General features: G+C 42.0%; 15 protein-coding genes. 8 read left to right on the top strand and 7 right to left on the bottom strand.

The genetic code is table 11. The features are described 5' to 3' along the window. Positions 1-73 precede the first annotated feature (73 nt). Both DEO27_RS05490 and DEO27_RS05485 read right to left on the bottom strand, forming a co-directional pair. A complete protein-coding gene (locus DEO27_RS05490; protein ID WP_002996718.1) occupies positions 74-295 on the bottom strand; it encodes a DUF2795 domain-containing protein in 222 nt (73 codons plus the stop codon). A 94-nt stretch (positions 296-389) separates the two neighbouring features. After that, positions 390-938, bottom strand: a complete 549-nt coding sequence (locus DEO27_RS05485) for a cob(I)yrinic acid a,c-diamide adenosyltransferase (protein WP_112574049.1) — start codon at positions 936-938, stop codon at positions 390-392. Positions 939-1,177: 239 nt separating this feature from the next. Here DEO27_RS05485 and DEO27_RS05480 point away from each other — a divergent pair, with 239 nt between their 5' ends. The 3 genes from DEO27_RS05480 to DEO27_RS05470 all read left to right on the top strand — a co-directional run bounded on the left by DEO27_RS05480 (position 1,178) and on the right by DEO27_RS05470 (position 3,297). Beyond that, on the top strand, positions 1,178-2,203 hold the full coding sequence (locus tag DEO27_RS05480; protein ID WP_112574050.1) for a chitinase: 1,026 nt from the start codon (positions 1,178-1,180) through the stop codon (positions 2,201-2,203). Between the two features lie 67 nt (positions 2,204-2,270). Next, positions 2,271-2,882, top strand: a complete 612-nt coding sequence (locus tag DEO27_RS05475) for a hypothetical protein (protein WP_112574051.1) — start codon at positions 2,271-2,273, stop codon at positions 2,880-2,882. Positions 2,883-2,889: 7 nt separating this feature from the next. Then, positions 2,890-3,297, top strand: a complete 408-nt coding sequence (locus tag DEO27_RS05470; RefSeq protein ID WP_112574052.1) for a hypothetical protein — start codon at positions 2,890-2,892, stop codon at positions 3,295-3,297. 90 nt (positions 3,298-3,387) lie between these two features. Here the strand turns inward: DEO27_RS05470 and DEO27_RS05465 are convergent, their stop codons facing one another. The 5 genes from DEO27_RS05465 to DEO27_RS05445 form a co-directional block, all read right to left on the bottom strand. After that, on the bottom strand, positions 3,388-5,037 hold the full coding sequence (locus tag DEO27_RS05465) for a serine hydrolase domain-containing protein (protein WP_112574053.1): 1,650 nt from the start codon (positions 5,035-5,037) through the stop codon (positions 3,388-3,390). A gap of 59 nt (positions 5,038-5,096) precedes the next feature. Then, positions 5,097-5,912: a helix-turn-helix domain-containing protein gene (locus DEO27_RS05460; RefSeq protein ID WP_112574054.1), complete on the bottom strand. Its 816-nt coding sequence runs from the start codon at positions 5,910-5,912 to the stop codon at positions 5,097-5,099. A gap of 55 nt (positions 5,913-5,967) precedes the next feature. Beyond that, the gene (locus DEO27_RS05455) at positions 5,968-6,708 is read right to left on the bottom strand and encodes an ABC transporter ATP-binding protein (RefSeq protein WP_112574055.1); all 741 of its coding nucleotides are present in this window, start codon (positions 6,706-6,708) and stop codon (positions 5,968-5,970) included. 128 nt (positions 6,709-6,836) lie between these two features. Next, entirely contained in the window at positions 6,837-7,127 is a 291-nt protein-coding gene (gatC, locus tag DEO27_RS05450; protein ID WP_112574056.1) for an Asp-tRNA(Asn)/Glu-tRNA(Gln) amidotransferase subunit GatC, read from the bottom strand. Positions 7,128-7,265: 138 nt separating this feature from the next. Continuing rightward, a complete protein-coding gene (locus DEO27_RS05445; protein WP_317132978.1) occupies positions 7,266-8,021 on the bottom strand; it encodes a lysophospholipid acyltransferase family protein in 756 nt (251 codons plus the stop codon). A gap of 37 nt (positions 8,022-8,058) precedes the next feature. Here DEO27_RS05445 and trpS point away from each other — a divergent pair, with 37 nt between their 5' ends. The 5 genes from trpS (at position 8,059) to DEO27_RS05420 (ending at position 13,452) form a co-directional block, all read left to right on the top strand. Further along, entirely contained in the window at positions 8,059-9,054 is a 996-nt protein-coding gene (trpS, locus tag DEO27_RS05440) for a tryptophan--tRNA ligase (protein ID WP_112574058.1), read from the top strand. A gap of 125 nt (positions 9,055-9,179) precedes the next feature. After that, entirely contained in the window at positions 9,180-9,794 is a 615-nt protein-coding gene (locus tag DEO27_RS05435) for a deoxynucleoside kinase (RefSeq protein ID WP_112574059.1), read from the top strand. Positions 9,795-9,803: 9 nt separating this feature from the next. After that, positions 9,804-10,538, top strand: a complete 735-nt coding sequence (gene kdsB / locus DEO27_RS05430; RefSeq protein WP_112574060.1) for a 3-deoxy-manno-octulosonate cytidylyltransferase — start codon at positions 9,804-9,806, stop codon at positions 10,536-10,538. A 241-nt stretch (positions 10,539-10,779) separates the two neighbouring features. Continuing rightward, a complete protein-coding gene (locus DEO27_RS05425) occupies positions 10,780-11,916 on the top strand; it encodes an FIST signal transduction protein (protein ID WP_112574061.1) in 1,137 nt (378 codons plus the stop codon). Positions 11,917-11,919: 3 nt separating this feature from the next. Next, positions 11,920-13,452, top strand: a complete 1,533-nt coding sequence (locus tag DEO27_RS05420; protein WP_112574062.1) for an ATP-binding protein — start codon at positions 11,920-11,922, stop codon at positions 13,450-13,452. The last annotated feature ends 189 nt before the right edge of the window (positions 13,453-13,641 follow it).

Below are 13,641 nucleotides of genomic sequence, written 5' to 3'. Positions count from 1 at the left end.
CCTATACTAAAATCATTCCAAAAAGTAGTGGTTAACAAAAAAACCCTTATTGCTAAGGGTTTTATTATCGTGATTAATACTCGTCTTCGTTAAAAAAGAAGTCGTCTTTAGTCGGATAATCCGGCCAGATCTCTTCTATGTTTTCGTACGGTTCGCCATCATCTTCAAGTGCCTGAAGGTTTTCGATAACCTCAACAGGAGCGCCTGAACGGATAGCATAATCAATTAATTCGTCTTTTGTTGCGGGCCATGGTGCATCTTCCAGGTGCGATGCCAGTTCAAGTGTCCAATACATCGTTTTTATTTATATTTATAATTTTCAGTAAAATTTGCTTTTTCGCAAAAGTATAACATTTTCAAATTGAATATCAATATTTTTTTTCAATTTTTTAAACCCGTGGTATCCACTGATTTTCAGCTATTTTATTAACATTTGCAATTTTGCGGGCCAAAATGAACAGGTAATCACTCAACCTGTTCAGATAAATATTCACTTTTTCATCAACTGTACTCTCTTCGGCAAGCTGAACGGTGATCCTTTCGGCACGGCGACAAACGCATCTTGCAATATGGCAAAATGAAATAACATTACTACCACCGGGCAAAATAAAATGTTTTAGCGGCGGCAGTTTTTCGTTCATGTTGTCTATCTCCGTTTCCAATGCTTCCACATCGCTCAGGTACAAGTCCGGAATAACCATTTTTGAGCGCTCCGGATCTGCCGCCAGTGATGATCCAATAGTAAACAATCTGTCCTGTATCTGCTTCAATACCTCCTTATCATTCGCGTCAATATCCTGATCGCGAATTAACCCTATGTACGAGTTTAGTTCGTCAACGGTTCCATAACTTTCAATCCGGATATGATGCTTGGGCACACGGGTACCACCAATTAATGAGGTAAACCCCTTATCGCCCGTTTTAGTATATATTTTCATGCTTAATTTAACAATTAAACCACAACAATCTGGTTACAAAAAACAGCTATGCTGGCTATCAGCAAATTAAATAAAGCCTGCAAAATCTTTTTTTCATGATTACTGTTATTCCAAAGCTATCATCTTAAAATTTGTATTTCATAGCAATTAGCATATTTTTTGCTAATGAAGTGTAATTTTTAAAATGTTAGCTTAAACTTGCATTAGTAACATCATCTAACATACTTAGTGTTAAACCCATGAAATCGATCATATTATCATCTAAGCTTCTTTGCCTCTCCCTTGTAATTCTACTTTCAACCGGTTTTAGCTGCGGCGGAAACAGTAAAAATAGCAGTGGCAGCGACAGTAATAAGGCGGTGTCAGATAAACCAGTTCCTCCTAAAGTAAGTATAGCCAGTTTACTGAGCGAAAAACAATTCAATGATCTATTTCCGCAGCGCGATAAATTTTACACCTACGCTTCCTTTATTAAAGCAGCCGATGAGCTGGGCATGATCAAAGTAAAAGTAACCCGCCGGGCAACATCTGTTTACCAGTTGGTGCGTACCGATAAAAAAACAAACAAAAGCGCCATTGTACGTCAGGATGTTGACTGGAACGAGGAATGGGCTAAGGCTAAACCCGATAGCACCTACACCATTGATTACGGTAATTTCTGTACCGAATACAGCGCCGATGTAAATAAAAAAGAACTCGCGGCCTTTTTCGCACACATTGCCCATGAAACCCGCCACGGCATGAATGCCTCTTATACTGACGGTTTGATGCTGATCCACGAAAGTAATACCAGTCTCCCCTACATTGCCGAAAATGATGAATATCCACCTGTTGCCGGTAAAAAATACTATGGCCGCGGACCAATGCAGCTAAGCTACAATGGCAACTATGGCTATGCTTCTGACTGTATTTTAGGCGATGATAAAATACTGCTGCAAAACCCTGAGTTAGTGGAAACCGACCCGGTAATGGCTTTTAAAACAGCTATTTATTTCTGGATGACCCCTCAAACGCATAAGCCATCGGCACATGATGTTATGACGGGCAAATGGCAACCTAATGCAGAAGATAAGGCCGCTGGCCGTACACCAGGCTTTGGCATGACTATCAACATCGTGAACGGAGACGTAGAGTGTAATAAAGGCGAAAATATGTACAACATGAACGACAGGATTGGCTTTTACCAGTTTTTCCTGAAAAAGATGGGCGTTAATGATCCAAATTGTGTTTGTTCATGTGGAAAAATGAAACCATATCCTAACTAATCACTTTTTGAATTTTGTTGCGAAAAAGTTATTATTGTGTTAATCATTAACACTAAACTTTATAAAAGTGTCAGCTTCCCTTGATACAACACAAATTGCAACACCGGTAACGGATATAAATGCTATACTTGAAACGCTTCAGCAAAGGTTCAGGATTGAGCAAACCGGACATATCGATTTTCATTTAGAACAGTTCAGCGTATTTAAAAATTACAGCGATGTAAGCCTGAGCGGCTCATATGCTGTAAAAAATAAAAACAACGATAGTTACATACTTTTTACGGAGGCCACACCTAAACATGCCGACCACGGTAAAGCTATCACTACCGAACATCACATTTGGGCGCTGGCCTACTTAAAACACGATTTTGGAAAGGTACTCATCAGGCGCGAAACGCTTGTTGACAAAATTAAAGAACTCATCCACCCCGTTGAGCTTGATTTTGCCGAAGACAAAGCATTCAGCGATACGTTTTACATGTTGGTAAGCGACCGTCAAAAAGCAGCATCCGGAGCCGATCGTAATTTCCGCAACGTAGTAATGGATATCCGTTTGGATGATTTTGTAATTGAGATAGTTGAACATACCCTGATCATTGGCAACACCCAAGCCAGAGGTGCCGAAAAAGCCATGCATTTGGCGGAGTTTGTTTCAAGGTTGTGTACCACCTGCGATTAAAGCAGCTATGAACTTATTCACCCTTATATTGGCTACTGCCATCAATACTAACATTTATTCAAAAGCCGATACTATTGATTATTGGCATGTAAAATACAACGATAAAACAATAGCAGAATATACCGCCTTTGACAAGGCGCCGATTACTATCAAGAAGCAAGACATAAAAGACTCTGATATATTGACAGTTGAATACGGCAACGACACCCCTTGTTATGATGGTAACAAGGGGTTATATATTTTAAGTGGTAATGGAAAAAAGATCTTCTTAACTACTGTAGGAGCAACCGAACCGTTAAAAGTTTACTTAAATTATATCATAGCGACTAAGAGTTATTATCATCTTAAGAATCTTGTTTTTTATTATTTCGATTGCCGAAGAAATAATTTGATATTCCGCTTAAAAATTGAATAAGCATAAAGTGTAGACGCATCACATGCGTCTCATTGTAATAAGGTATCGACCGGCATATTCATAGACGCATGTGATGCGTCTCTATATCAATTATTTCAACACTGCCGGTAAAATATAATCACGCATCATTTTATCAACCTGCGGGTGCGCGTAAGGTGTATTGTAGGCCTCGGCAGTTATGATAACCACCAGCGGCTGATCGGTAAAAACAAAGATTTTGTTGCCGCCGTTACCTGAGCAATAATAAGTTTCGTATGCCTTGCCATTTACCGTATAGGTTTTATTCCAGAAGAGATAGCCGTAAAAGCCCTCGCCTACCACATCTTTAGGCAAAGTGAGGTGTTGGGTAAATGAATCCTTCACCCAACTTTGGGGTAAAACCTGTTTACCGTTCCATAATCCACCGTTTTTATACAACTGACCAAACCTGGCGTAATCAAGCGAGCGCATTTGCAGACCGCCCGCAGTATTAGGGACATTTTTCGGGGTGTATTGCCAACGATAATTTGTTATGCCAAGAGGCTTAAAAAGCTTGTCGGCCGAATATTTATCCAATCCCCCAGGTACCGATTTATTGAGGATATCGCCCAATACAACTACGCCTGCTGTAAAATAATTCCATTGCTTACCAGCTACTTTGCTGCTGTCTGTTTTAAGGTCAAGCGCAAATTTCACCCAGTCGTCAGTAGGATACATATTATTCTCGTTTCCGGGCGAATCGCTTTTATCATCATCAGCATCAAAAACTGAACTCATGGTAAGCAGGCTCTTGAGCGTTACATTATCTTTTTGAGCCGAATAATTGTTGAATTTCTTCAAATTATAAAACTCCTTTAGAGTTTGATCAACGCTTTTAATATAGCTATCATGAATAGCTATGCCCATTACAGCCGACGCAAAAGTTTTACCTACCGAACGAGGATTGTGTAATGAATCGCGCGCGCTGCCGTTAAAATACTCCTCTATAAGCAACTTACCGTTTTTGATCACAACCACACTGGTGATCTGTTTAAACCTGTTGCCCGCAATCATGGCGTTCATATCCATGATCTTCTTTTTATCGAAAGCCTCATTTGATACCGGCCAGCCACTGCCTGGCTTTATAGACTGTAGTTGGGCATCCTTCGGATCAATTGCCGGAACAGTAAAGCTTATCCCGCCCTGTGCTATCAGCTCGCCAACTTTTAAATCGGGCACAGCAATATAAGGCCGCACCTCTATTTTAAGTTGGTGAATCCCGGTTGTAAGCGCGTCATCTCCGCCATGGTTTATGAACCGCCCCCATAAAGATCGTCCCCATGAATCCTCGCCCCGGTTACTGATAAGCGGAACAAAAATGGTGGTCTTCGTATTTTTCACAATGGGCAAGTTGGCTCCCTTGTGCAGGTTTTCCTGGTAAACCTGCCTGCCATCTACATAAAAAGTAAACTGAAAATTACCCTGATTCAGCTGCTCAACACTTGCCGATGGCTGTAAAATATGCTGATAATTGGTTAGCGAGTTGGCCAGCAAAAGGCGCATGTACAAATTATTGGCAGGCCTGGCCTGATAGTTTGTTAACAGATCGGTTGCTTTCAACCCTTCAAGCGGAATAGTATCTGCCTCAAAAACCACTTTACCTATATTGGCTTTTTGTAGGGCCGATGTAATTGGCTCCTGTTGGATGATATTACCGGGTTGTGCAAAGATTTTGCAGGTAGTATCGATTATAATAAGGAGGGTAAGTAAATAACGTTTCATTTTTATTTGTTTAGATTTTACAAATCTGCCTCAATCAACCAATTAAAAATAGAACAGGATTAACATGCCCTCAATAAAAGCTTACGATATGCCGATGGATTACTCCCGCTAAACTCCCTGAAACAACGTAAAAAGTGACTTTGATCGGCAAAACCACAGGCAAATGCTATATCTGTTAAGGATAATTCCTCATTGGCCAGTAACGCGAACGATTTTTCGACCCGGAGCTTACGAATATATTCGCCCATAGTACAGTTGAAATACTTTGAAAAATCGCGGGATAAATGAACAGGATGCAACTGTAGCAGTTCTGAAAGTCCGGTAAGCGTATATTTGTAGGCAGGATCATCGGCCAGTAACTCTTTCAGCCTGCTAACCCATGATGGCACAAGGCGTGATGAACTCATGTTGCTCAGCTCCATTTTATGGAGCGTTTGCAGTAATAACGACTCAACTGCAATAGCGGTCAGCTCATCACCAATCTTTGATTCTTTAAAGATGCGGTATAAAAGAAATTTAGCATCCGGATCATGAACGGCAAAGCTGCCTTCCAGTTTATCTTGCTTAAGCTCCAGACTGTCAAACCAGTGTTTTTGCAATTCGATATGAAAGCCGCGGGTAAAGCCTTTAGGTTTGATGTTGTAATGAGGATCATGCCAGTTGTGAAATAACAAACTGCCTGCAAGGCAATGATAAACTTCTTTCTTATTGCCTTCAATAACATTACCGGCCAAGATAAAAGTGAAGTAGGCATTTTCATGATAATGCCAGTCTACCTTATCGAGGGTGTATTCGGTATCAGTAATGGTGATACCCTGTAAATGAGTTGTCTGATTGGTTTGTCCGTAAAAGCTGCCTGTTTGTAATTGTTTCACGGTGCAACAGGTTAAATTCACACGTATAAAACTCCCCCTTTAGGTGGTTGGGGGCCTACACCTCCTCTACCCTGCGGTCAACAGTCTGAACGTTTGTATTAACGTAGTCGTTCTCAATCAATCCGTCGCGCATACGTACTATGCGGTGGGCATGCAGGGCAATATCTTCTTCGTGCGTTACCAGGATAATGGTATTGCCTTTCGCGTGGATATCTTCAATAAGGCCCATGATCTCGATAGAAGTTTTGGTATCAAGATTACCTGTCGGCTCATCGGCCAGGATAATGGAAGGATCATTAATAAGCGCCCTTGCCACAGCTACACGCTGCCTTTGCCCGCCAGAAAGCTCGTTAGGTTTGTGATCCATACGATGGCCGAGCCCTACGTTTTTCAAAGCGTTACCGGCACGTTCCATACGCTTCTCTTTACTAATACCGGCGTAGATTAGCGGCAAGGCCACATTATCCAATGCTGTATTACGCGGTAAAAGGTTAAATGTCTGAAATACGAATCCAATCTCCGAGTTACGAACCTCGGCAAGCTGACTATCGGTCATGTGGCTTACATCTATCCCATTTAGGATATATTGCCCCTTGGTTGGCGTATCCAGGCAGCCTAAAATATTCATGAGAGTTGATTTACCCGAACCAGATGGGCCCATCAAAGCAACAAACTCGCCTTTGTTAATAGATAGCGAAACAGATTTAAGCGCGTGGATCACCTCGGCACCTATTACGTATTTACGCCCGATATCTTTTATTGTTATTAACGGTTTGGCAGTATTTGTTGGCTCCATGAATTATTTTTTGTTTGGACTGCACATGGGTACCTAATGTTACAGCGTTAAAGTCGAAAGTCTTAAGTTTTTAGTCAAAAGTTATTTTTTATTACCAGACTTAAGACTCCCGGCTTAAAACTTCGAACTTACTTTTCAATCACTTTGGCTACTAAAAAGTAGTCCTCATCATGTTTAGGGGCATTTTCCAGGGCTTCTTCGTGAGTAATTTGTTGTTTCACCACGTCCTCACGCAGTACGTTGGCACCGGTAGTCATGTAAACCAGCGGCTCAACACCTGTTGTATCTACCTCGTTTAGTTTAGCCATAAAATCAAGTATCTTGCTCATATCTTTCATGGTATCCTCTACTTCGGCTTCGGTAAGTTCAAGGCGGGCCAGGTGGGCTACTTTTTCAACGGTTTCTTTATCAATGGTCATGCCTGTTGTAATTTTTGTTTTATAATAGCGTAAACCCCATAGCGCAAAGCGTTGGCATCATCTAAAGTTAAATGGGCCGTTTCAATGGGTTTATGCACAAATATATTACAAATTCCCGGTCTGCTACCATATAATTGATTAAGCAAAAGTAGAAACAGCACCTTCAAATCTTAAATCATGATTCATGACATCAAATACCCTATCGCGTAAGGCATCAGCATCATCAATATTCATATGAGCGGTTTCGATAGGTTTATGGACTTTAAATTTACACAACCCTGGCCTACTGCCGTGTTTGGTGCCTGTATCCCAAAGTATTTGCCATGTATTTGCGGATGCTACCGGGATGATGGGTATTTTTAATTCAATAGCCAACCTGAAAGGCCCATTTTTAAACGATCCAAGTTGCGGCGGATAATGGTCAGAGATACCTCCTTCAGGAAAAATAATAAGCGATATACCTTCCTGCAATTTCTCGGATGCCTTTTTAAATGCACGGAACGACGACATTTTGCTGTCCCTGTTAACCGGAATATCTACCGTGCGAAAAAAAAGACCGGTAACAAGCCCTTCCTCAAGCTCCTGTTTCCCCATGAAACAACAATTGCTTTTAATCAGTATACACATTGCCGAAATATCAAGGTTTGAGGTATGGTTGGGGCAAATGATGTATGGCTTGCTCCAATCTATCGGCTGCTCATACTCAAAGCGGTAAAAAATGCCCACAAAAGCCGAACTAACTAATCCCCAGATCCTTCTAAATGAATTAAGTGTACTGTAGCGTTCGGGTTTACGCGAAAAATAATAAAAAAAAGGCCACAGTATAAAGTAACCAAGGGCTACACTTATAACGTAAAGGTATACGTGCACTTTTCTCAATATCATTTTCATCATCACCAAAAATAGAAAAATTCCTTACTTTCGCCACACTATGGAGACTGTTGTTAGTGGTATCCGATCGACCGGAAACTTACACTTAGGAAATTATTACGGAGCGTTGCAAAACTTTATAAAAATGCAGCATGAATACAACTGCTTTTTCTTTATTGCCGACCTCCACTCGTTAACTACACACCCCACACCTGCCAATTTACACGGCAATGTAAAACAGGTGCTGATAGAATATTTAGCCGCCGGTATCGATCCGGAAAAGGCTACTATTTATGTACAATCGGATGTTCCGGAAGTTACAGAATTATACCTGTACCTGAACATGAACGCTTATATGGGCGAGTTGGAACGCGCTACATCTTTTAAAGATAAAGTACGCGCTAATCCCGAAAACGTAAATGCCGGCCTGTTAACCTACCCCGTATTAATGGCCGCCGATATTATTATCCATAAAGCCACTAAAGTTCCTGTTGGCAAAGACCAGGAACAGCACCTTGAAATGGCCCGTACTTTTGGTAACCGCTTTAACAGGTTATACAACAACGATTACTTCCCCGAACCTTATGCTTTTAGCTTTGGCGAAAGCTTGGTAAAAATACCAGGCCTGGATGGTAAAGGAAAAATGGGTAAATCAGAAGGCGAAGGCAACGCTATATTTTTAGGTGATACCCCTGAGGCTATCCGCAAAAAAGTAATGCGTGCAGTAACCGACAGCGGCCCAACCGTTGAAAATCAACAAAAACCACAGGAGATCCAAAACCTGTTCGACTTGATGAAAGTGGTATCAACACCTGACACGCTTGCTCATTTTGACGAATTATATAACAAAATGGCTATCCGTTACGGCGATCTGAAAAAAGAGCTTGCCGAAGACATGGTGTTAGCTACCGCCCCTATCCGCGACAGGATCAACGCTATTGCTGCCGATACTGATTACCTGCGTAAGGTAGCAGAAATGGGTGCAGATAAAGCCCGCGAAAGCGCTTCAAAAACAATAAGAGAAGTTAGAGAGATCATCGGCTTCAGGAAATTTTAAACAGCGGGTTTTGATAGTTCATAGTTCATAGTGTATATTAGTCGGAGTTCATTTCAAAACAGCGGGTGTTCTTCGTCAAAAACATCAGCTATGAACCATGAACTATAACCCATGAACTAAAGAATATGCACTTAGCTATTGTAGGAAATATAGGCGCCGGCAAAACCACCCTTACTGAAATGCTGGCCAAAAATTACGGGTGGGACCCATTGTACGAAGCCGTAGACAATAATCCCTACCTTGAAGATTTTTACAGCGATATGAAACGCTGGAGCTTTAACCTGCAGATCTACTTCCTGAACAGCCGTTACCGCCAGATCATCGATATTCAGAAAGGCGGGCAAAACATCATCCAGGACCGTACTATTTATGAAGATGCCTACATTTTTGCAGAAAACCTGCATGATATGGGCCTGATGACCACCCGCGATTACGAAAACTACGAATCAATTTTTCAGAATATAACCGAGTTCATTAAACCACCAGATCTGTTGGTTTACCTTAAGGCTTCCGTGCCTACCCTGGTAAGCAATATCCAACGCCGTGGCCGTGAATATGAGATAGGTATCCGTTTAGATTATCTTTCAAAACTGAACGAAAAGTATGATAAATGGATCAACAACTATAAACTTGGCAAGTTACTGATCCTGGATAAAGACAACCTTGATTTTGCCAACAATACCGAGGATATGGCCACCATTGTGAACCTGATTGAAAGGGAAATTAACGGACTGTTTTAGACTCACGCAATGAAAATCTTAGGCATTATCCCAGCCCGTTACGCGTCATCACGTTTTCCCGGTAAACCATTGGTTGATATCGGCGGTAAAACCATGATCCAACGTGTGTACGGGCAGGCTAAAAAATGCCGGAGCCTGAGCGAGGTTATTGTCGCCACCGATGACGACCGGATTTTTAAACATGTTACCGGTTTTGGCGGTGTAGCCGTGATGACAGGTTCAAACCACCAAAGTGGCACCGACCGCTGCGCCGAAGTTGCCCGCTTACATCCGGGATATGATGTGATCATCAATATTCAGGGCGATGAACCTTTTATTGATCCCGAACAGATCACCAAACTAACCAATTGCTTTGATGATGCGGACACCCAGTTAGCTACCCTTGTAAAAAGGATCTTCACCGAACAGGAGCTGCATAACACCAACTCCCCGAAGGTGGTTATCAATAGGCTATCTGAGGCCATATATTTCTCCCGCGCTACACTTCCCCACATTCGCGGTCAGGAACCCGAAAACTGGCTCGAATTTCATGTTTTTTATAAACACATTGGCATTTACGGTTACCGTGCCGATGTTTTGCAGCAAATTACCCTGCTGCCTGTATCTCCGCTTGAAAAAGCTGAAAGCCTGGAACAACTCCGCTGGATTGATAACGGCTACCGCATTAAAGTTGCCGAAACCGAACTGGAAACCCATGCCGTTGATGTGCCGGAAGACCTGGAAAAATTGAAGTTTGATATATAAATTACTGCGAAAGCAACGCCCGCGTTTCCTGCAATAACCTTCCTTGCTACTCACCCGTATAAAAGTGGAATGCATTAAATTAACAGCCAGTTTGAACTATTGAAACACGGCTCTACTATTAAAAAGTAAATAATTTATACCAACGACAAACCGTTTAATACTTTCGTATTTTAACCAATTATCGCGATGTAAATTATATAACTTTATATAGCAAGGCTCTGCTATTAACCTAAAAACCATTATGAAAATAAGGCAGCATCATTTTGTAAACAAAGGCTGGGTAAATTATTTTGCCGATCCGGAATTTAACACTGAAAAATGTCAGCTGGTACTTGCTTTTGGGGCACCGCAGCTTATTACCGATCCCGGAATTTACGATTATCTTAAAGTGGGTTATCCCAATGCTAATATCGTGTTTGCCTCCACGGCCGGTGAAATCATAGGTAGCGATGTGTATGACGATAGTATCGTAGTAACTGCCATAGAACTGGAAAAGTCAACCATCAGTTGCACGGCTACTCATGTAAATGAACAGGCAAACAGCGCCGAAACCGGAACTTTCCTGATGTCGCAGCTGGATAAAAAAGGATTAAACTGCGTATTCATCATATCCGACGGTACTTTTATAAACGGTAGCGAATTGGTTGATGGCTTTAACCAGGACAACCCAGATAAAGTGCCGGTAACAGGAGGCCTCGCCGGTGATGCGGCGCGTTTCAGCAGCACATTTACCAGTCTTAATGCGGTACCTGCCCAGGGCAATGTGATAGCTATTGGTTTTTATGGTGATAGCCTGCGTATCAATCATGGATCATGCGGTGGCTGGGAAGAATTTGGCCCGCAGCGCACCATTACCAAATCAGACAAAAACGTACTTTTTGAGATAGACGGTAAAAGCGCCCTCGACCTTTATAAAGAATATTTAGGTGAATACGCCAAAGAACTGCCCGGCTCAGCCTTGCTGTTCCCATTGTCGTTAAGTATTGATGGTTCGGATAAAAAACTGGTGCGGACCATATTAAACGTAAATGAAGACGAGAAATCAATGACCTTCGCTGGCAACTTGCCCGAAGGCAGTAAAGTACGATTGATGAAGGCCAACTTTGAAAAATTGATTGACGCCTCATCATCCGCCGCCACCGATTCAATAATAGGGCCGGAAGAGGCTGATCTGGCTATACTGGTAAGTTGTGTTGGCCGCAAGCTGGTACTAAATGATCGTACCGACGAAGAGTTAATAGCTGCAAAAAATATTTTCGGTGATAAAACATCCATGGCAGGATTTTACTCGTATGGAGAATTGTCGCCCCTCAATAAAGGGTCAAACTGCGAGCTGCATAACCAAACCATGACTATCACAACTTTCACAGAGCGTTAATTTATGGAGTACCATCATTTATTAGATAAGCAGATAAAAAAGATGCTCCCGGCCCAATACCTGGAAGATGAAACTATTTTACAGTTTTTAGGCGCAATAAATAACAGTTTCAAAAACTTCGATAAATCCATAAAGCTGGCAGATCATGCTTTCAATGTAAGCGAGCGTGAATATGTAGCCGTTACAGATAATCTGAAACTACAAAATGAGATCAAACAGCGCTCAATCTCCCAGCTAAAAGATGCCATCAAAGCGCTTAATCCGGATACAGAGCTGAACATCTCTGATTCGGACGATGATCTGATCCATATCATCAGCTTTTTACATGAGCGCATAGCCAAGGCCAAAGAGCTGGAAGTTGCCCTGATCCATTCAAAAGAGCTTGCCGAAAAGGCCGCCATGGCCAAAGCGCAGTTCCTGAGTATCATGAGCCACGAGATCCGTACACCAATGAACGCGGTTATCGGCTTTACTCACCTGCTTATTCATCAGGACCCTAAGCCCGAGCAAATGGAGTTTCTAAACTTCCTTAAGTTCTCGGCCGAAAACCTGCTGGTACTTATTAACGATATATTGGATTTCAGCAAGATAGAGGCAGGAAGGGTTGAATTTGAAAGCGTTGATTTCAGCCTTACCGATCTGATCAAAAATATCCGGCTTGCCCTGCTGCAAAAGGCTAACGAAAAAAACATCCAGATAAAACTGATGATGGATCAGGACCTGCCCAATGCCATTATTGGCGATCCGGTACGCCTGGGCCAGATCCTTACCAACCTGATGAGTAATGCTGTTAAATTTACACATAAGGGCAAAGTAACTGTAACCGCAACCCTCGCAAGCAGCGCTAAAGATTCATCAACTATTGATTTTGAAATAGCCGACACCGGCATTGGCATAACGCCCGATAAGATCGACCATATTTTTGAAAGCTTTAGCCAGGCCAGTTCAGATACCACCCGTAAATACGGTGGTACAGGTTTGGGCTTAACCATCACCAAACGCTTATTGCAGCTACTTGGTAGTGATATTACTGTTGAAAGCGAATATGGCAAGGGCTCGGTATTTAATTTCAGTCTTACCTTTAAAAACAGCCGGAAACAACTGGCAAGCACAGCTGATAGCGACGAGTTTTATCGATTGAAAAGCCTTAAAGGAACTAAGCTGTTAATTGCCGAGGATAACCAGATCAACGTAATACTGGCCAAGCAGTTCATGAAACAATGGGAGGTTGAGTGCGATGTTGCCGAAAATGGTGAAATAGCCCTGATGCTGGTGAAAACCCATGATTACGACATGATATTGATGGACCTGCAAATGCCCGAAATGGACGGATATCAAACCACCCGTGCCATACGTGAATTACCGGGCGATAAATATAAAAACCTGCCCATCATTGCGCTAACGGCATCCGCCATGCTTGATATCCAGGATATGGCCTTTACCGTTGGCATGAATGACTATGTGAGCAAACCTTTTAACCCAAATGAGCTGCACCGGAAAATAGACCTGTACAGCAGGCAAAATGAAAGTGTTTAGAACCCTCCTCATTAAAGGAACACCATCACACAACTATCTCCATAATTCACTCTATACAAAATACTTACAAACAAAAGACTTTAACCGTTCCCTTTTTTGAAAAACAGATACGTCAAAGCCTGAAAATTTTCTTACTTTTGTATCCCGTACAGAAACAATTGGTCGCGGTATAAAAGCCCGGTCATTTTC

Source organism: Mucilaginibacter rubeus, assembly GCF_003286415.2.
Classification (GTDB): Bacteria; Bacteroidota; Bacteroidia; order Sphingobacteriales; family Sphingobacteriaceae; genus Mucilaginibacter; species Mucilaginibacter rubeus_A.
This window is presented reverse-complemented; position numbering and strand designations above follow the sequence as displayed.